The sequence below is a fragment of the Bradyrhizobium sp. USDA3516 genome (assembly GCF_057651995.1).
This window is the reverse complement of record NZ_JBYGYN010000011.1, coordinates 272,460-290,546: the sequence shown is the minus strand read 5'-3', so window position 1 is coordinate 290,546 and position 18,087 is coordinate 272,460. Positions and strand designations below refer to the sequence as shown.

The following is an 18,087-nucleotide window of genomic DNA, read 5'->3' as shown; positions in this document are numbered from 1 at the left end:
GGGCTTGTCCTGGGCATCCACGAATCCTAACGTCCTTCTTGCAAGACGTGGATGGCCGGGACAAGCCCGGCCATGACGGCAAAAGTACGAAATTTGGTACGTTTCGCGTCAGAGACCCGCGACTTTCACCACGAGATCCGCCAGCCGTTCGGCGGCATCAAGCCTGCCTGCCCCCTTGGCGGCTTCCGCCATCGCGGCAAGGCGCGCCGGCTCGGCGGCGAAGCCAGAAATTTCGGACGCCAGCCGGTCGGGGGTGAATTCGGTCTGCGGGATGCGGATCGCGCCGTCGACCTTGACCAGCACGCCGGCATTGGCGAACTGGTCCTGGTCGATCGAGCCGGGCAGCGGCACCAGGATGGAGGGCCGGCCGATCGCGGCGAGTTCGGCCACGGTCCCCGCACCGGAGCGCGATACCACGAGATGATTGGAGGCAAGCCGCGCCGGCAGATCCGTGAAGAACGGCGCAAGCTCGGCCTTGATCTTGAGCTTGTCGTAGACGGCGCGCACGCGGCTCATGTCCTCTTCGCGCACCTGCTGGGTGAGAACGAGACGGCTCCACAGCGCAGGCTCGAGCCTTTCGATCGCGCCCGGCACAATGTCGGCCATGATGCGCGCGCCCTGGCTGCCGCCGACGACGAGCAGACGCAACGGACCGTTCGGCTCGGGCGCGGCATATTTCACCGCAGCGGCCGCGAGGATCGCCGGACGCATCGGCGTGCCGACGGTCGTCGTCTTGCCTGCCAGCGCCGGATCGCGATCGAGCACGCCGGGCAAGGACGTCGCGATGGCGCGCACGTGGCGCGACAGGAACCGGTTGGCGCGGCCGAGCACCGCATTGGCGTCATGGATGATGCCGGGCACGCCGGCGAATTTCGCCGCGACCAGCGGCGGCAGCGTCGGATAGCCGCCGAAGCCGACGACGGCGACGGGCTTCAACCGCTTGATCAGCGCGTAGGCCGACAGCGTGCCGGCGGCAAGCGTGAGGCCGGCATAGGCGAGCTGGAACGGATTACGGCCGCGCGCGGTCTCGCTTCTGACGACGTCGATCATGTCCTTGCTGAACAGCCCGCTATAGCGCAGCGCGCGCTCGTCGGTGACGAGGCGAACGCGATAGCCGCGCCGGATCAATTCGACACCGAGCGCCTCGGCCGGGAACAGATGGCCGCCGGTGCCGCCCGCGGCGAGAAGAATCAGGGGGGACGTGTCCATAATGAGGGAGTTTTACAGGGTCTTTCTCGTCATTGCGAGCCACCGGGTCCGCGCAAGGCGCGGCCCGATGACAGGCTCCGCGACGCAATCCTACCTCCGCGGAGACAGCCTGGATTGCGTCGTCGCTTCGCTCCTCGCAATGACGGCTCAGGCGTAACTGCGCATCGCCTCGGCGTGGCCGCTCGCCTCGACCTCGGTGCGCGGGCGCAGCCGCGTCAGCGCCAGCATCATGCCGACGCCATAAGCGAGCGAGACGATCGAGGAGCCGCCATAGGAGATGAAGGGCAGCGTCATGCCCTTGGCGGGGATCAGTTGCAGGTTCACCGACATGTTGATCGCCGCCTGTACGCCGAACAGGATCGCGAGCCCGGAGGCCGCAAAGCGCGAGAACATGTCCTCGTTGGCGTAGGCGCGCGACAGCGTGCGCATGACGACGAAGGCGAATAGCGCCAGCATCACAAGGCACAGGATGATGCCGAACTCTTCGGCCGCGACCGCGAAGACGAAATCGGTATGACTGTCCGGCAGGCTGCGCTTGGCAATCCCCTCGCCCGGTCCGAGCCCGAACCAGCCGCCGTTGTAGAAGGCCTCCATGGCGGTATCGACCTGGAACGTGTCGCCGGAGGCCGGGTTCATGAAGCGCTTGATGCGGCCCGCGACGTGCGGAACGAACAGATAGGCGCTGAACAGGCCGGCCGCGCCGAGACCTGCGAGGCCGAACACCCAGATCATCCGCATGCCCGCGATGAAGAACAGCGAGCCCCACACCATCAGGACCAGCATGGTCTGGCCGAAATCCGGCTCCATCACCAACAGCGCGACCAGCATCAGGAGCAGCACCACCGCCATCGAGGTCGCCGGCATTTCCGGGCGCCTGGTCGATTCCGCGAACAGCCAGGCCGCGATCACGACGAAGGACGGCTTTGCGATCTCGGAAGCCTGGATGTTGACGCCGAGCAGAGTGATCCAGCGCCGCGAGCCCTTCACCTCGGGGCCGATGGCGAGCGTGAGCACGATCAGGACGATGCTCGCCGCGAAGATGATCAGCGCCGAGCGGCGGATCGCGCGCGGCGACAGGAAGGACACCCCGAGCAGCACGATGCAGGATGGCACCAGGAACAGCACGTGGCGGCTGAAGAAATGGAAGGCATCGAGCCCGATGCGAGTCGCGACCGGCGGGCTCGCCGCTAGCGACAGGATCACCCCGGTCAGCATTAGCCCCAGGATAGCGCCCATCAGCGGCTTGTCGACGGTCCACCACCACTCGGAAAAGGGGGTGCGTTCTTCACGGGAGAGCATGGGCGGCCGCTTTCGGACGGAGGTCCGTCCATTGGTCGCCGAGGTTGGTTACCGGGGAGTTAAGGAAGTAGATGAACTTGTGAACAGTCTCGTGCCCCGGACGCAGCGCAGCGCGCCGCCTCTTCGCGGCGTGGTGCGCAGAGCCGGGGCCCAGCGGCCTCTGGGTCCCGGCTCTGCGGAGCGTCACGTCGTGCCGCACCGCGTCCGGGACAAGAGAGCGCCCTCACACCACCGGCTTCACGCCCGGCAGCGCCTGAACGAGCTCGCGGAACTTGGTGCCGCGGATCTCGAAATTGCGGTACTGGTCGAACGAGGCGCAGGCCGGCGACAGCAGCACGACGGGATCCGCGAGGCCTGATGCTTCCGCATCGCGTGCGGCGTGCTCGACCGCGACGTCGAGCGTCTGGCTGATCTCGTGCGGGACCGAACGGAGCGTGCCGGAAAATTCCAGCGCGGCCTCGCCGATCAGGTAGGCTTTTCGGATGCGCGGGAAGAAGCCGGTGAGGCTCGTAATGCCGCCCGCCTTCGGCTTGCCGCCGGCGATCCAGAAGATCTCCGAAAACGACGACAGCGCATGCGCGGTGGCATCCGCGTTGGTGCCCTTGGAATCGTTGACGAACAGCACGTTGCCGCGGCGCCCGACCTGCTCCATGCGATGCGCCAGGCCCGGAAAGCTGCGCAGGCCGTTCTGCAGCACGTCCTGGCTGATGCCCATGGCGAGCGCGGCAGCTGCCGCGCAGGCCGCGTTCTGCGCGTTGTGCTGGCCGCGTAGCGAGCCGATGCCGCCGAGCGCGGCGACCTCGCTGCGGGCGCCACCCGCGGCGCGCACGATGGTGCCGTGCTCGACGTAAATGCCCGACGCCAGCGGGTTCTTGACCGAGATGCGCACCACGTTCTTGCCGGCGCGGTCGAGCCGGTCGGCGATATCGCGGCAATAGCCGTCATCGACACCGACGATCGAGGTGCCGCCGCCTTGCACGCCGGCAACGAGGCGCTCCTTCACCGCAGCGTAGTGCTCGATGGTGCCGTGGCGGTCGATGTGGTCCTCGCTGACATTGAGCAGGATGCCGACGGAGGGATCGAGCGAGGGCGTGAGGTCGATCTGGTAGGACGACATCTCGATGACGTGGACGCGGCCCATGCGTGGCGGCTCCAGCGACAGGATCGCGGTGCCGATATTGCCGCCCATCTGGGTGTCGTAGCCGGCGACTTTCGTGAGATGCGCGATCAGCGCCGTCGTGGTCGACTTGCCGTTGGTGCCGGTGATGGCGACGAACGGGGCGTCCGGCGCGTGGCGCCGCCGCTCGCGGCAGAACAGCTCGATGTCGCCGATCACCTCGACGCCAGCCTCGCGCGCCTTCAAGACGCTCCAGTGCGGCACCGGATGGGTGAGCGGCACACCGGGCGCGAGCACGAGGGCTGCGAAATTCGCCCAGGAGACGTTGCGCAAGTCCGCAGTGATGAAGCCGGCCTGCGTGGCCTTGGCGACGTTCTCGGCATTGTCGTCGGCCGCGATCACCTCGGCCCCGCCGGCCTTCAGCGCATGGCAGGAGGCGAGCCCCGAGCCGCCGAGGCCGAACACCGCGACGGTCTTGCCGGCGAAGGACGTGACGGGGATCATCGATCGGTCACCGCAGTTTCAGCGTCGAGAGGCCGGCCAGCGCCAGCATCACCGAGATGATCCAGAACCTGATCACGATCTGCGGCTCGGTCCAGCCCTTCTGCTCGAAGTGATGGTGGATCGGCGCCATCGCGAACACGCGCTTGCCCGTGAGCTTGAAGGACACGACCTGAACGATGACCGAAACGGCCTCGAGCACGAACAATCCGCCGATCACGGCGAGCACGATCTCGTGCTTCACCGCGACCGCGATGGCGCCGAGCATGCCGCCGAGCGCGAGCGAGCCGGTGTCGCCCATGAAGATCGAGGCCGGCGGCGCGTTGAACCAGAGGAAGCCGAGGCCGGCGCCGAGCAACGCGCCGCAGAGCACCGCGAGCTCGCCGGTGCCGGCGACATATTTGATCTGGAGGTAGTCGGCGAACACCAAATTGCCGGTGAGATAGGCGATCATCGCAAAGCTCGCGGTGGCGATCATCACCGGCACGATGGCGAGGCCGTCGAGGCCGTCGGTGAGGTTCACCGCATTGCCGGCGCCGACGATGACGAAGGCGCCGAAGACGACGAAGAACCAGCCGAAATGCAGCACGGTATCCTTCAGGAAGGGAATCGTCAGCGCGGTCGAGGCGGGATCGCGGTTGAGCCGCACCAGCGCATAGCAGGCGACCAGCGCAATCACGGCCTCGATCAGCAGGCGCAACTTGCCGCCGAACCCGGTCGTGGTCTGCTTGGTCACCTTGAGGTAATCGTCATAGAAGCCGACGAAGCCGAAGCCGAGCGTCACTGCCAGCACGATCCAGACATAGGGGTTGAGCGGATTGGCCCACAGCACGGTGCCGACCGTCAGCCCGGACAGGATCATCAGCCCGCCCATGGTGGGCGTGCCCTTCTTGGAAAGATGCGATTGCGGACCGTCGGTGCGGATCGGCTGGCCCTTGCCCTGGCGGATGCGCAAATGATCGATGATCCAGGGGCCGAACAGGAACACGAACAGCGCGCCGGTCACGATGGCGCCACCGGTGCGGAAGGTGATGTAGCGGAAGACGTTCAGGAAGGTGCGAACGGCACCGAAGCCCGGAAATGTGTTGGAAAGCTCGATCAGCCAGTAAAACATTCAGTCGGTCCTATGGCGCCTTTGCACGTCCAGGTGCCTCATGCGCATTCGCAGGTCTTCGTCATGGGCCGCGCGTTACGGAAAGCGGACGGCTTCCGCCGCAAGGCGGTAGGATTCGGGAACGGCGCCTTCCAAGCAGTTTACGCCTTTGCCTGCAAGGCGGCCACCAGCCCCGGCACAAACTTGTTGACCCAGAACATCTTCTTGCTGCCCTTGACAACCACGACGTCGCCTGCCTTCAGCAGATTTGCGACCTCGGCCGGCTTCAGCGTGGCGGGATCGTCGTGCCAGCCGAGGCCCTTGCCTGGTGGCAGCGTGTCGAACAGGTGGCGCATCAGCGGCCCGACGCAATAGACGCCGTCGATGCCGTCGAGGTGGCTGGCAAGGCCGGTGTGATAGCTCGGGGCGTCCTCCCCGAGCTCGAGCATGTCGCCGAGAATCGCGATGCGGCGGCCGCCGCTCAGATTGCGCGCCTGCAGGCTTTGCAGCGCCGCCGCCACGCTGGCGGGATTGCCGTTGAAGCTGTCGTCGATCACGGTGATATCGCCGACCGCCTGCTCGACGCCGCGGCCGGTCATGATGCCGACGCGGTCGAGCTTGACCGCGAGCGTCGCGACGTCGAGATGCGCGGCATGAACGGCGGCGAGCGCGGCCAGCGCATTGTGCACCCGGTGCGGCGCGCCCGGCGTGAGGCTGAAGGCGATCTCCTTCCTGCCGATCGCGGCCACGACCTGCCAGCTCTCGCCGTGCGGCGCGTGCGCAACCTCGTGCACCTCGGCATGCTCGCCGCCGAAGCGCACGACCTTGCCCTTCCACTCGGACGCCTTGATTCCGGCGGGCAACACCAGCACGCCGTTCTCGGGCAGTCCGAGCGCGATCGACACCTTCTCGCGCCGGATGGCCTCGAGCGAGCCGAGCTTTTCCAGATGCACCGGTTGGACGTTGACGACGAGCGCAACGGTCGGCTGGGTGAGCTCGCTGAGACGGGCGATCTCGCCCTTCTGGTTCATGCCCATCTCGACGACCCAGAGGCTGGCATCCCGCCTGGCATTGCACAGCGTCAGCGGCACGCCCCAGAAATTGTTGAAGCTCGAGGGGCTCGCATAGGCGTTCGGATAGGCGGCGAGAAATTCCTTGGTGCTGGTCTTGCCGGCGCTGCCGGTGAGCCCGATCACCGGGCCATTGAAGCGCGCGCGTGCAGCGCGCGCGAGGCCCCACAGGCCGTCGATCAGCGTGTCCTTGACCACGATCTGGGGAATGCGGAGCCCTGCGATCTCGTGCGGCACGATCATCGCCACTGCGCCCGCGGCTTCCGCCTTGTCGGCGAACTCCCAGCCGTCGCGCGCGCTGGCGAAAGCCGAGATGAAGCCGCCGCTCGGCGTGCCGCTCAGCGCAACGAACAGGCTGCCCGGCTTCACCAGCCGGCTGTCCTGGGTGACGAAATCGATTCCCGTATCCGGGAACGATCCGGCGACGCCCAGCGCGCGCGCGACCTCGGCAACCGTCCATATTGGCCCGCTCATGCAACCCTCGATGCCAGTGCGGCGGCGACCGCCTCGTGATCACTGAAAGGCAGGACCTCGCCGCCGACGATCTGCCCGGTCTCGTGGCCCTTGCCGGCGATGAGCAGCGCATCGCCCTCCTGCAAGTCCTCGATCGCGGCCCGGATCGCCTCGGCGCGATCGCCGATCTCGCGGGCGCCCTTTGCGGCGGCGAGGATCGCGGCGCGGATCGCTTCCGGCTTCTCGCTGCGCGGATTGTCGTCGGTGACGATGACGGCGTCGGCATTCTCGGCCGCGATCTCGCCCATGATCGGACGCTTGCCGGCATCGCGGTCGCCGCCGGCGCCGAACACGACCACCAGCCTGCGCCTCGCATAAGGCCGCAGCGCCTGCAGCGCCTTCGCGAGCGCATCGGGCTTGTGCGCATAATCGACGAAGATCGGCGCGCCGTTGCGCTCGCCGACGCGCTCGAGCCGGCCCTTGGCGCCTTCGAGACGTTCGAGGCTCGCAAACACGCTTTCAGCATCGCTGCCGGTGCCGATGGCAAGGCCGGCCGAGACCAGCGCGTTCTCGATCTGGAATTCGCCGACCAGCGGCAGCCGGATCGCGTAGGCCCTGCCGCGATGTTCGACCGTGAGCTTTTGCGAGAAGCCTTCGACCACGGCCTCCGTGAGGCGAATGCCCTCGCCTGCACCATCGCCGTTACGGCCGACCGCCATGACGCGCAGGCCGCGCGATCTCGCCGCATCGATCGCCTCCGCCGAGCAATCATGATCGGCCGAGATCACCGCGGCGCCATCAGGCGGCACCAGCTCGCGGAACAGGCGGAGCTTGGCCGCGAGATAATGCGCAACGGTCGGATGGTAATCCATGTGATCGCGCGAGAGATTGGTGAAGCCGCCGGCCGAGATGCGCACGCCGTCCAGACGATATTGGTCGAGCCCGTGCGAGGACGCCTCGAAGGCGAGATGCGTGACGCCCTCGCGCGCGATCTCGTCTAGCTGCCGGTGCAGCGCGATCGGATCCGGCGTGGTCAGCGAGCCATAGACGGTGCGCTTTTGCGAGACGAGACCGATGGTGCCGATGCTGGCGGAGGCGTGCCCGAGCCGCTCCCAGATCTGGCGCGTGAACGCGGCGACCGAGGTCTTGCCGCTGGTTCCGGTCACCGCGGCGATCGTCGCGGGCTGCGCCGGAAAAAATCTGGCCGCGGCCAATGCCAACGCGCGGCGTGGATTGGCGACAACGATGAACGGCACCTTGCAGGCGTCCGGTGCATGGTCGCCGACGACGGCCACCGCGCCCGCCGCAATCGCAGCATCGACGAAACGGGCGCCGTCGGTCTTGCTGCCTGCGAGCGCGAAGAACAGATCGCCCGGCTTGACCATTCGGCTGTCGAGCGCAACGCCGCCCACCTCGAGCGCCGCAACAGCGGGCTCGATCGCGGCATCATTGCCCTTGACGTCCTGACCCAAGAGGTCGCGCAGCTTCATAATGTTCCAGTCGACATGCCCTGCCGAGAGCCGAATTCTGCGGGAGAAACCCGACTCAGCAGCAGCGATGGCCCACCCGGTTGATTACTGGGTTGTCCTGGATGCTGCAAGAATAAGGCGCTCCGCAGGCGGCAGGTCGAACCGCGGCTCGACCCCCAGAAGCGGCGCGATGCGCTCGATCACCTTGCCGGCGGTCGGCGCCGTGTTCCAGCCCGAGGTGATGAAACCATGCGTTTCGGGCAGTGCCTGCGGCTCGTCCAGCATGATCAGGACGTGATATTTGGGATCGTCGCAGGGCAGGATGGCGGTGAAAGAGTTGAGCACGCGCTTCTTGGCGTAGCGGCCGTTGACGACCTTCTCGGACGTGCCGGTCTTGCCGCCGACGTAATATCCCTTCACGTCCGCCTTTCTCGCCGAACCGACCTCGGCATTGAGCCGCATCAGGAACCGCATCTTGTCGCTGGTCTCCGGCTTGATGACGCGCTTGGCCATCGCCATGGCTTCGGATTCGCTGCGCTTCAGGAATGTCGGCGGGATCAGATGGCCGCCGTTCACCAGCGCGTTGATGCCCATCACCGCCTGCAGCGGCGCCACCGACAGGCCCTGGCCGAACGCTGCGGTCACCGTGTTCAATTCGCTCCAGCGCCGCGGCAGCAGCGGCGCCGCGCTCTCCGGCAGTTCGGTGCGCAGCCGCGTCGTCTGGCCAAGCTTGGCGAGGAACGCCTTGTGCGCCTCGACACCCTGGCCGAGCGCGATCCGCGCCGCGCCGATGTTGGAGGAATAGGTGAACACTTCCTTGGTGTTGATGAAGCGCCCGACCGGATGGCTGTCGTGGATGGTGAACTTGCCGTAGTGCAGGTTGCCGCGCGCGTCCCACATCGAGTTCAGATTGATCTTGCCGGAATCGAGCCCCATCGCCAGCGTGAACGCCTTGAAGGTCGAGCCCATCTCGTAGACGCCGGTGGTCAGGCGGTTGATGCGGTCGGGGTCGTGCGCTTCCTTCGGATTGTTGGGATCGAAATCCGGCAGCGACACCATCGCGACGATCTCGCCGGTCTTGACGTTGGAGACGAGGCCGGAGGCGGCCTTGGCGCGAAACTTGTCCTTGGCCTTGAGCAGCTCGTCGCGCAGCGCATGCTCGACGCGCAGGTCGACCGCGAGCTCGATCGGCTTCTGCAACCGGTCGGTGGCGAAGCCGGCGCGGTGGAGGTCGGCGAGCCCCTGATTGTCGAGCCACTTCTCGAGGCCGGCGATGCCCTGGTTGTCGATATTGACGAGACCGATGAGGTGGGCGACCTCGTTGCCGGTCGGATAGACACGCTTGTTCTCGCGCAGGAAGCCGATGCCGGGAATGCCGAGCTTGTGGACGGCCTGCTGCTGCGCCGGCGTGACCTCGCGCTTGAGCCAGACGAAGCCCTTGCGCGTCCTCAGACGCTCGCGCACCTCGGCCTCGTCGAGGTCGGGAATGGTCGCGGTGAGGAGCTCGATCGCCTCGTCCTTGTCGATGATGCGGCGCGGCTCGCCGAACAGGCTCGCCGCCTTGACGTCGGTCGCAAGGATGGCGCCGTTGCGATCGACGATGTCGGGCCGCGCGGTCGCAACCACCTCCTGCGCCGCGGCGCGGCGCGCGCTGTGGGCGTCGGCGCCGATCGCGAACATCACGAGCCGTCCGCCGATCAGGGCGTAGACCGAAGCGAACGCGAGCATGGCGAGGCCGACGCGCGCGCGCGCCTTCGCGGCGCGATCGACGTTGCGCCCGTAGAGCAGGCTTCGGATCAGCCGCCGCCGCCAAGGCTCGGTCGACTTCTCGGTGGGTTTTGCAGGCGTTGCCGGGCTCATTGCTTGTCCTCGCGCTGAGGCACGGAGCCCGTCACCGTATCAGGGTCGCTCGCGGCTTCGATGGTCTTGAGCATGGCCCCGATCGGATCGGGCTCGCCCGGCCTGAACATCCGCGGCGGACGCTCCGGCAGGTTCTTCAGCAAATCATATTGCGTGCCGTTGACCGGCTTGAGGTGCAGATGCCGGTCGGACAGACCTTGCAGCCGATGCGGCGCATCGAGCTTGGCCCATTCCGCCCGCAGCCCCGCGATCGCATCGCGCTGCTCGCGGATCTCCGCACGCAGCCGCAGCACCTTCTCAGTACGCGCCGTGGAGTCCATCTTGATCCGGTAGACGTGGGCGGCTGCGAAGATCAGCGCACCGATGACGAGGAGGTGGATGATGCGCATGCGCTAGCCGCCCCTCATCACGTCGATGAGCTTCGGCCAGGACGACGCCGCATCGGTCTCATGCGCCGGGGCCGAGCTGCGCTCGGCGGCGCGCAGCTTCGCCGAGCGCGCGCGCGGATTGTGCGCAACTTCGTCCTCGCCGGCGACGACTGGCCGCCGCGTCAGCAGTTGGAAGCTCGGCGCCACTTGCGCGACTTCCGGCAGATGCCGCGAGCCGCCGCCGGTCTTGGAGCGCTCGGCGAGGAAATTCTTGACGATGCGGTCTTCCAGCGAATGGAACGAGACGACGACCAGGCGGCCGCCGGGCTTGAGCACGCGCTCGGCCGCTACGAGCGCGGTCTGGAGCTCCTCGAGCTCTTCGTTGACGAAGATGCGCAGCGCCTGGAACGTCCGCGTCGCCGGGTGGATGTCGCCCGGCTTCGATCGCACCACCCTGCCGACGAGATCGGCGAGCGCGCGCGTGGTCGTGAACGGGGTTTCCTGCCGGTCGGCGACGATGGCGCGGGCGATGCGGCGCGAATGCCGTTCCTCGCCGAAGAGATAGATGATGTCGGCGAGATCGCCCTCCGAGGCGCGCGCGACGATGTCGGCCGCGGTCGGACCTGTGTGCCCCATCCGCATGTCGAGCGGACCGTCGAGGCGGAAGGAGAATCCGCGGCCGGCCTGGTCGAGCTGCATCGAGGACACCCCGACATCCATCACGACGCCGTCGATCGCCTTGACGCCATGCGCGGCGCAGACCTCGGCGAGATTGGAGAAGCGGTCCTCGACCAGCGTCAGCCGGCCCGCGGCGCCTTCGACCAGCTCGGCACCGCCGGCAATCGCGGTGCGGTCGCGATCGATGGCAATCAGTCGGGTTCCCGGCACGTCCAGGATCGCGCGGCTATAGCCGCCGGCGCCAAAGGTGGCATCGACGTAGACGCCGCCCTCGCGCGGGGCGAGATGCGCGATGGCCTCACGGCCAAGGACGGGGATGTGCGGAGCCGAGTTCATGCGCGGCGCCTGCCGACCGCCGGCGGAAATACCCAAGCGGACTCGAGACCGAACAAGCCCATAACGCCTCGAATCATTGCGCGTCGCGGCGGTTCCACGACCAAGCCCCTGTCCAGCATGGTTACCGAGCCCGACCGTCCCGGGCCGCAAACCCAGTGTTCCCAGCGGAATTTGTCGGGCAGCCATGGGATTTCGAGCCAAAATACGCTTTGGCCGCCTCCGGACGCGGGTCGGCTCTTCATCCCTCAGTAACGGCCCTTAGCGTTAAGAAAGCGTTGCTCGGTTCGTGACAAGTGGAAAAGGTGACGACGGGGTGATGCGTCATCCACACACATCACCAAAATGAATCCGTTAACCGCGTCGCGCGATTGCGCGCGATGGAGGGTAAAGGAATAGTAAAGAGAAGGGCTTGCCCCACTCTCCGTCCGTTTGAGCTGCTCATGCCCTCGGGTTCGTCCACAGCTGGATCTGATTCGAAGCGTCACCGCGTTCTCCCGGTTCCCAAGACCGTGGCGGGCCTGCGGACGTTCGAGCCCGATTCCTCGATCGTCTCGGACATCATCCCCTCGCCGAACTACGGCGAGCGCAACAAGGGACGGCAGCCGGACATGATCGTGCTGCACTACACCGGCATGCCCGATGTCGAGGGCGCGCTGGCGCGCCTCTGCACCGCCGGCACCGAGGTGTCGGCGCATTATGTCGTGCTGGAGGACGGCCGCATCGTGCAATGCGTGCCTGAATCGAAGCGTGCCTGGCACGCCGGCGTCTCCTCCTGGGCCGGCGAGGACGACATCAACTCCTGCTCGATCGGCATCGAGATCATCAATCGCGGCCATGACTGGGGCTATCCTGAGTTTCCGCTGCGCCAGGTCGCGGCCGTGATCGCGCTGTGCCGCGGCATCATGCTCCGCCGCAAGGTGCCGGCGCACCGGGTGCTCGGCCACTCCGACGTCGCGCCCGCACGCAAGAAGGATCCCGGCGAGAAATTTCCGTGGCATTCACTGGCCAATTCCGGCGTCGGCCACTGGGTGACGCCCGCGCCGATCGTCCGCGGCGAGAGCCTGATGCTCGGCACCATCAGCGACGCGGTGCTGAGCATGCAGCAGGCGCTCGCAAGGTACGGCTATGGCGTGCCCCTGAACGGCAAGTACGACGCTGCGACGATGGAAGTCGTCACCGCCTTCCAGCGCCATTTCCGTCCGGCCCGGCTCGACGGCGTCGCCGATCATTCGACGCTGTCGACCTTGCAGGCGCTGCTGGCGAGCCTGCCGGCGGAAGCAACGCCGGTGGCGTCGAAGTGACGGCGTAGCGGAGCAATTCGCCCTCGTGTCCCGGACGCGCGAAGCGCGAGCCGGGACCCAGTCCACGACGCGGGTCCGCGGCGACGGGATGGGCCCCGGCTCTGCAGCGCATCGCCTGGGCGCTGCGCTGCGTCCGGGGCACGAGACCCCCTACTCCATCTCCCTCATCCGTCGCGCATAGAGCCGCCGCAACGGCTCCAGCTGGGTCGCCGCCGTCGCCGCGCGATAGGCCTCGCGCGCCTCCTCCATCCTGCCGAGCCGCCGCAACAGATCCGCGCGCGCGGCCGGCAGCAGCTCATAGCCGCGAAGCCCGCCGCGTGCGGCGATCGCCTCGACCAGATCGAGCGCGCGTGCCGGGCCATCGACCATCGACAGCGCGGCAGCGTGGTTGAGCTCGATCACGGGCGACGGATTGATGCGCAGCAGCACCTCGTACAGCCCTGCAATCTGCGGCCAGTCGGTCGTCTCGAAGCTCGGCGCACGGGCATGCAGCGCGGCGATCGCGGCCTGCACCGCATAGGGCTGCGGCCGGCCCGGCACGCGCAGCGCGTGCTCCACCAGACGAAGGCCCTCCTCGATCTGCGCGCGGTCCCACAGCGAGCGGTCCTGCTCTTCGAGCAGGACGATGTCGCCGGCCGGCGTCTGTCGCCCGGCGCGGCGCGCGTCGTGCAGCAGCATCAGGGCCAGCAGACCCTTGATGCCGGCACGATCGGCCATCAACCGGTTCAGCAGGCGGCCAAGCCGGATCGCCTCGCTCGCCAGATCAGGCCGCATCAGGTCCGCGCCCTCGGTCGCGACATAGCCTTCGGTGAAGACGAGATAGATCACGGCGAGCACGCCGTCGAGCCGCGGCGCCAGCATCTCGCGCTCCGGCACCTCATAGGGGATGCCGGCAAGCCTGATCTTCTGCTTGGCGCGGACGAGCCGCTGCGCCATCGCCTCCTCGCCGACGAGGAAGGCGCGCGCCACCTGCGCCGTCGACAGTCCGCAGACGGTGCGCAGCGTCAATGCGACCTGAACCTCGGGCGCGAACGCGGGATGGCAGCAAGTGAAGATCAGCCGCAGCATGTCGTCGTCGAGCGTTGCGGTCGGCTCATCAGGGCCAAGCGCGTTGAGCTCGAGCTCATGCACCAGCGCCTGCTGCTTGCCACGAAACGCAGCCTGACGGCGGATGCGATCGATCGCCTTGTGCTTGGCGACGTTGACGAGCCAGGCGCGCGGATTGTCGGGGACCTCACACGCCCAGCGTTCCAGCGCAACCGCGAACGCATCCTGCAGCGCGTCCTCGGCGAGATCGAAATCGCCGACGAGACGGATCAGCGTGGCCAGCGCCCGCCCCGCCTCGTCGCGGAAGATTTTGTCGATCTCGCCAGGGGTCATTGAGTGATGCTTTGCATGTCATTCCGGGGCGTGCGAAGCACGAACCCGGAATCTCGAGGTTCCGGGTTCGGCCCTTCGGGCCGCCCCGGAACGACAGTGCTCACTTCTCGTAGACCCAGATCGGCCGCACCTCGATCGAGCCGATGCGTGCGCTCGGAATCCGCGCCGCGATCTCGATGGCGGCGTTGAGATCCTTGGCTTCGATCAGGTAATAGCCGCCGAGCTGCTCGCGCGTCTCCGCGAACGGACCATCCGTCGTCAGCGTCTTGCCCTCGCGCACGCGCACGGTCGTTGCGGTCGTGGTCGGCTGCAGGCGGTCGCCGGCCTTGAAATTACCGCTCTTGATGATGTCTTGGGTGAAGGTCTGATACTCGCCCAGGATCTTCTGGCTGGTCGCCTCATCGATCTTCGCGTACTCGGCCTCGTTCTGGTAGATCATCAGCAGGTATTGCATTGCTTCACTCCTGTTGTTCGGGGGATCACCGACAGCCAGTCGAACGGGCGGCGCGCCAAACGACATCTTCAGGATAAATTATTTCGGGCGGGCCGTGCGCGGCGATATCGGCTTGACGAAACCGTCACAAATGCCCCATGCGTTATCAGTCAGTCGGCCGGACGGCCGCTCCGGCAGGTGCCGAAAGGCCGCCGGGGAGGAAAGTCCGGGCTCCCTTGACATGCGGTGCCGGATAACGTCCGGCGGGGGTGACCCCAGGGAAAGTGCCACAGAGAACGAACCGCTTCCTCCTCGGAGGGAGTAAGGGTGAAAAGGTGCGGTAAGAGCGCACCGCGGGTCCGGCAACGGAGCCGGCAGGGCAAACCCCACCGGGAGCAAAACCGAATAGGGACGGCAAATGCGGGCTGATCGCGAAAGCGATAACGCCGCGGGGCGATGTCAGGCCCGCCGTCCGGGTAGGTTGCTCGAGGCCATGTGCAAACATGGTCCCAGAGGAATGGCCGTCACGTATCGTTCGCGCAAGCGGACGGTGCCCTACAGAACCCGGCTTACAGGCCGGCTGATGTTCTAAGGCGTCTTCGAGCGAAGTGGGTTTCCGTTTCGCGTGAAGAAAACGCGTCTTGCCCAGGAAGCGACGAGGGGTTCGATGCTGACCGCATCGGACCCCTCACCAATTCGGGCTGCCGTCATTCCGGGGCGTGCGCAGCACGAACCCGGAATCCATTCATCCACCGACTCCGCTGCCTGATGGATTCCGGGTTCTCGCTACGCGAGCCCCGGAATGACGAGCTACGCGACGATCTCGTCCAGCACCTTCATCAACGCCTCCGGCGCCGTCACATTCGGCGCGTGGCTGGCGTCGAGCTCGACATAGCGCCAGCCCTCCTCGCTCTTCGTGCGCCTGGCAAACTGCCCGAACACATCGCCGGGCGGAAGGCGCGTGCAATAGATGTAGCTGCGCGGCATCGCCGGCTCGCCGTGTTCGAGCCTCAGGCGCGTCTCGAAGCACTTGATCGGCATCGGGACGCGGCGCGCATTGAGCCAGTCGAGATCGGCCTGCGCCGTGTCCGGCGGCGGCGGATTCGGCGGGATGCGATAGCCGTCGCCGGAGCTGACCGCCTTGCGCATCGGCTCGCGCCCGCCCACGTTGAGATCGAACAGCGACTGGCCGTCAAGCGGCACGAAGGCGTCGAGATAGATCAGTTGCGTCACGCGCTCTCGCGCGCGGTCGGCGACGCCGGTCGCAACCATGCCGCCATAGCTGTGGCCGAGCAGCACGATGTCGCTGAGGTCCTCGAAAGCGATGACGTTGAGGATGTCCTGGATATGCGTGTCGAGATCGATCGACGGATTGGCCAGATGCGCGCGCTCGCCGAGCCCGGTGTAGGTCGGCGCCACCAGGCGGTGGCCGGCCAGCGCCATCAGCGGATGCATCTTCTTCCAGGCCCATCCGCCGGACCACGCGCCATGACAGAGCAGGAAGGTCTTCGCGCGCGGGGCCATTGGTGTTTCCATCGTTCTTGCTTGATACGATGGAGTGTAGCGGCATGCCGCGCGATGTAAACGCCGCCTCAGGCGGCGCGCGTGTCCTTCACCAGCACCGGCGAAAGCTCGCCGGCCTCGCGCCGCAGCTTGCCCGCCTCGAACCCGTGCATGCCGAGCTGCCATTGCAGGCCGACAATGGCGCCCTTGGTCGGTTGCAGCAGCGCGAGCGAGGCGAACAATGTCACCGGCAGCCACACCGCGAGCTGCAGCCATTCCGGTGGCGCGTAGGCGGTCTCGACCGCGAGGATCGCCGGCACCACGAGATGGCCGACCACTACCATCACGAGATAGGCGGGAAAGTCGTCGGCGCGCTGGTGGAACAGCTCCTCGCCGCAATGGTCGCAAGCCTCCGCCACTTTCAGGAAGCGGCCGAACATGTGCCCTTCCCCGCAATTCGGACATTTGCCGCTGAAACCGCGCCACATCGCCTTGGCCAGAGACACCGTCGCCGGGGAGACAGACATGACCACACCTCTTCCTTTCCGATGATCCATACAATAATATCTTGCATCCATACATTCAAAGGTTATGGGCCCAAATTGCATGGAATGGATCCCTACAATCACGGAGCTTTCAGGCCCGCGCTATCAGCGGATCGTCGAGGCCATGGAGGCCGACATTGCCGCCGGCAGGCTGGTGCGCGGTCAGCAACTGCCGACGCAGCGCGCGCTGGCAAAGGCACTCGGCATCGACCTCACCACGGTGACGCGCGCCTATACCGAGGCGCGGCGCCGCGGCATCATGGAAGCCCGGGTCGGACAAGGCTCGTTCGTCTCGGAGACCAGCGCGCGGCGCGCGGTCGACCTGCCGCACCCGGTCGCGATCGATCTGTCGATGAACGTGCCGCCGCATCCGCTGGAGGCGCAGCTCGACGAGCGCATCATCGCGGGGCTGGAAGCCCTGCGCGCGCAATCGGGCCTGACGGCGTATCTCAATTACCAGCCGCCCGGCGGCAGCGCGCATGAGCGGGAGGTCGCGGCGCGCTGGATGCGCGCCCGCGTTCCCCATGCGCAGGCCGACAGGCTGGTGATCTTTCCCGGCGCTCAGACGATCCTCTTCAACATGCTCGCCCATCTTGCACGGCCGGGCGAAACCGTGCTGACCGAAGCCCTCACCTTCCCCGGCATCAAGGCCGCCGCAGCCCGGCTCGGCGTCAAGCTCGTCGGCGTCCCCATGGATGAGGACGGCATCCTGCCGGACGCGCTGGCAAAGGCGTGCCGCGTGCACGAGCCGAAAGCCGTCTATCTCATTCCGACGCTGCACAATCCGACCACGGCAACGCTTTCCGCCGAGCGGCGCGGCACTATTGCGAAGATCATCCGCGATGCCGGTACCGTCCTGATCGAGGACGACGCCTACGGGCTGCTCGACCGCTCGGCCTCGCCGATCGCGAACCTGATTCCGGAGCGGACATATCTTGCGACCACGCTGTCGAAATGCATCGCTCCGGCGCTGCGCGTTGCCTATCTGGTGACCCCGGACAGCGGCGCGCAGCGCGACATGCGCACCTCTCTGCAGGCCACCGTACAGATGCCGGCGCCCCTGATGGTCGCGCTGGTGACGCATTGGATCGAAAACGGCGTTGCCGATCGCATCATCAGCGCCATCCGCAACGAAGCGGTCGGGCGCCAGCAGCTCGCGCAACGCGCGCTGAAAGGCTTTCAGTTCCTCGCCAGGCCCGCGGCGCATCATCTCTGGTTGCGGCTGCCGGAAGGACGCCCCGACGTCACGGCACATCTCCTGCGGAACGGGCTTGCCGTCGTCGCCGGCGATGCCTTCACCGTCGACGTCGCACCGCCGCATGCCGCACGCGTCTCGCTCGGCGCGGCCCGAAACAGATCGGAATTGACGGAGGCACTGCGCATCCTGGTCGGCGCGCTGCAGAAGCCTGCCGACACCAGGCAGATCGTCTAGTCCTAGACGATGACGGCGATGGAGCATCCGCAGATCACGC

Annotated in this window: 15 protein-coding genes and 1 other RNA gene; 3 read left to right on the top strand and 13 right to left on the bottom strand. The window is 66.8% G+C overall.

The features are described from left to right. Positions 1–108: 108 nt before the first annotated feature. From murG to rsmH, 9 genes are all read right to left on the bottom strand, one after another. The gene (gene murG / locus AC24YW_RS30575; RefSeq protein WP_487486191.1) at positions 109–1,209 is read right to left on the bottom strand and encodes an undecaprenyldiphospho-muramoylpentapeptide beta-N-acetylglucosaminyltransferase; all 1,101 of its coding nucleotides are present in this window, start codon (positions 1,207–1,209) and stop codon (positions 109–111) included. A 147-nt stretch (positions 1,210–1,356) separates the two neighbouring features. Continuing rightward, a complete protein-coding gene (gene ftsW / locus AC24YW_RS30570; protein ID WP_487486190.1) occupies positions 1,357–2,508 on the bottom strand; it encodes a putative lipid II flippase FtsW in 1,152 nt (383 codons plus the stop codon). Between the two features lie 223 nt (positions 2,509–2,731). Beyond that, positions 2,732–4,129 (bottom strand): UDP-N-acetylmuramoyl-L-alanine--D-glutamate ligase, encoded by a 1,398-nt coding sequence (gene murD / locus AC24YW_RS30565; protein ID WP_487486189.1) that lies wholly within the window; start codon positions 4,127–4,129, stop codon positions 2,732–2,734. Positions 4,130–4,136: 7 nt separating this feature from the next. Continuing rightward, a complete protein-coding gene (gene mraY, locus AC24YW_RS30560; protein ID WP_225151456.1) occupies positions 4,137–5,240 on the bottom strand; it encodes a phospho-N-acetylmuramoyl-pentapeptide-transferase in 1,104 nt (367 codons plus the stop codon). A 140-nt stretch (positions 5,241–5,380) separates the two neighbouring features. Continuing rightward, positions 5,381–6,763 (bottom strand): UDP-N-acetylmuramoyl-tripeptide--D-alanyl-D-alanine ligase, encoded by a 1,383-nt coding sequence (locus tag AC24YW_RS30555; RefSeq protein ID WP_487486188.1) that lies wholly within the window; start codon positions 6,761–6,763, stop codon positions 5,381–5,383. Then, positions 6,760–8,232 carry a UDP-N-acetylmuramoyl-L-alanyl-D-glutamate--2,6-diaminopimelate ligase gene (locus AC24YW_RS30550; protein ID WP_487486187.1) on the bottom strand — a complete coding sequence of 491 codons (1,473 nt, stop codon included), beginning with the start codon at positions 8,230–8,232 and terminating at the stop codon, positions 6,760–6,762. Before AC24YW_RS30550 ends, AC24YW_RS30555 begins: the two co-directional genes overlap by 4 nt. An 84-nt stretch (positions 8,233–8,316) precedes the next feature. Continuing rightward, positions 8,317–10,071: a peptidoglycan D,D-transpeptidase FtsI family protein gene (locus tag AC24YW_RS30545; protein WP_487486186.1), complete on the bottom strand. Its 1,755-nt coding sequence runs from the start codon at positions 10,069–10,071 to the stop codon at positions 8,317–8,319. After that, a complete protein-coding gene (gene ftsL, locus AC24YW_RS30540) occupies positions 10,068–10,460 on the bottom strand; it encodes a cell division protein FtsL (RefSeq protein ID WP_487486185.1) in 393 nt (130 codons plus the stop codon). The genes AC24YW_RS30545 and ftsL overlap by 4 nt, the downstream gene beginning before the upstream one ends. Before the next feature lie 3 nt (positions 10,461–10,463). Further along, a complete protein-coding gene (rsmH, locus tag AC24YW_RS30535) occupies positions 10,464–11,453 on the bottom strand; it encodes a 16S rRNA (cytosine(1402)-N(4))-methyltransferase RsmH (RefSeq protein WP_487486184.1) in 990 nt (329 codons plus the stop codon). Positions 11,454–11,893: 440 nt separating this feature from the next. Between rsmH and AC24YW_RS30530 the strand changes: the two genes are divergently transcribed. Next, positions 11,894–12,754 (top strand): N-acetylmuramoyl-L-alanine amidase, encoded by an 861-nt coding sequence (locus AC24YW_RS30530; protein WP_487486183.1) that lies wholly within the window; start codon positions 11,894–11,896, stop codon positions 12,752–12,754. Positions 12,755–12,904: 150 nt separating this feature from the next. Here AC24YW_RS30530 and AC24YW_RS30525 read toward each other — a convergent pair whose 3' ends face one another. Beyond that, positions 12,905–14,134 (bottom strand): RNA polymerase sigma factor, encoded by a 1,230-nt coding sequence (locus AC24YW_RS30525; protein ID WP_487486182.1) that lies wholly within the window; start codon positions 14,132–14,134, stop codon positions 12,905–12,907. Positions 14,135–14,234: 100 nt separating this feature from the next. Beyond that, positions 14,235–14,588, bottom strand: coding sequence for a YciI family protein (locus tag AC24YW_RS30520; RefSeq protein ID WP_487486181.1), 354 nt, complete (start codon positions 14,586–14,588; stop codon positions 14,235–14,237). A 149-nt stretch (positions 14,589–14,737) separates the two neighbouring features. Here AC24YW_RS30520 and rnpB point away from each other — a divergent pair. Then, positions 14,738–15,155, top strand: an RNA gene (rnpB, locus tag AC24YW_RS30515) — RNase P RNA component class A. Positions 15,156–15,377: 222 nt separating this feature from the next. On the opposite strand, the gene AC24YW_RS30510 is transcribed toward rnpB, so the two are convergent. Together AC24YW_RS30510 and AC24YW_RS30505 are read right to left on the bottom strand one after the other, a co-directional pair. Continuing rightward, positions 15,378–16,091 carry an alpha/beta fold hydrolase gene (locus AC24YW_RS30510; RefSeq protein ID WP_487486180.1) on the bottom strand — a complete coding sequence of 238 codons (714 nt, stop codon included), beginning with the start codon at positions 16,089–16,091 and terminating at the stop codon, positions 15,378–15,380. 68 nt (positions 16,092–16,159) lie between these two features. Beyond that, complete coding sequence (locus AC24YW_RS30505; RefSeq protein ID WP_487486179.1) at positions 16,160–16,597, bottom strand: DUF983 domain-containing protein; 438 nt, start codon at positions 16,595–16,597, stop codon at positions 16,160–16,162. A gap of 79 nt (positions 16,598–16,676) precedes the next feature. Between AC24YW_RS30505 and AC24YW_RS30500 the strand changes: the two genes are divergently transcribed. Continuing rightward, on the top strand, positions 16,677–18,047 hold the full coding sequence (locus tag AC24YW_RS30500) for an aminotransferase-like domain-containing protein (protein WP_487486178.1): 1,371 nt from the start codon (positions 16,677–16,679) through the stop codon (positions 18,045–18,047). The last annotated feature ends 40 nt before the right edge of the window (positions 18,048–18,087 follow it).

Excerpts from the sequence above, each read along its gene's own strand:
- murG (WP_487486191.1), bottom strand. The coding sequence starts at position 1,209 with ATGGACACGTCCCCCCTGATTCTTCTCGCCGCGGGCGGCACCGGCGGC.
- ftsW (WP_487486190.1), bottom strand. The coding sequence starts at position 2,508 with ATGCTCTCCCGTGAAGAACGCACCCCCTTTTCCGAGTGGTGGTGGACC.
- murD (WP_487486189.1), bottom strand. The coding sequence starts at position 4,129 with ATGATCCCCGTCACGTCCTTCGCCGGCAAGACCGTCGCGGTGTTCGGC.
- mraY (WP_225151456.1), bottom strand. The coding sequence starts at position 5,240 with ATGTTTTACTGGCTGATCGAGCTTTCCAACACATTTCCGGGCTTCGGT.
- AC24YW_RS30555 (WP_487486188.1), bottom strand. The coding sequence starts at position 6,763 with ATGAGCGGGCCAATATGGACGGTTGCCGAGGTCGCGCGCGCGCTGGGC.
- AC24YW_RS30550 (WP_487486187.1), bottom strand. The coding sequence starts at position 8,232 with ATGAAGCTGCGCGACCTCTTGGGTCAGGACGTCAAGGGCAATGATGCC.
- AC24YW_RS30545 (WP_487486186.1), bottom strand. The coding sequence starts at position 10,071 with ATGAGCCCGGCAACGCCTGCAAAACCCACCGAGAAGTCGACCGAGCCT.
- ftsL (WP_487486185.1), bottom strand. The coding sequence starts at position 10,460 with ATGCGCATCATCCACCTCCTCGTCATCGGTGCGCTGATCTTCGCAGCC.
- rsmH (WP_487486184.1), bottom strand. The coding sequence starts at position 11,453 with ATGAACTCGGCTCCGCACATCCCCGTCCTTGGCCGTGAGGCCATCGCG.
- AC24YW_RS30530 (WP_487486183.1), top strand. The coding sequence starts at position 11,894 with ATGCCCTCGGGTTCGTCCACAGCTGGATCTGATTCGAAGCGTCACCGC.
- AC24YW_RS30525 (WP_487486182.1), bottom strand. The coding sequence starts at position 14,134 with ATGACCCCTGGCGAGATCGACAAAATCTTCCGCGACGAGGCGGGGCGG.
- AC24YW_RS30520 (WP_487486181.1), bottom strand. The coding sequence starts at position 14,588 with ATGCAATACCTGCTGATGATCTACCAGAACGAGGCCGAGTACGCGAAG.
- AC24YW_RS30510 (WP_487486180.1), bottom strand. The coding sequence starts at position 16,091 with ATGGCCCCGCGCGCGAAGACCTTCCTGCTCTGTCATGGCGCGTGGTCC.
- AC24YW_RS30505 (WP_487486179.1), bottom strand. The coding sequence starts at position 16,597 with ATGTCTGTCTCCCCGGCGACGGTGTCTCTGGCCAAGGCGATGTGGCGC.
- AC24YW_RS30500 (WP_487486178.1), top strand. The coding sequence starts at position 16,677 with ATGGAATGGATCCCTACAATCACGGAGCTTTCAGGCCCGCGCTATCAG.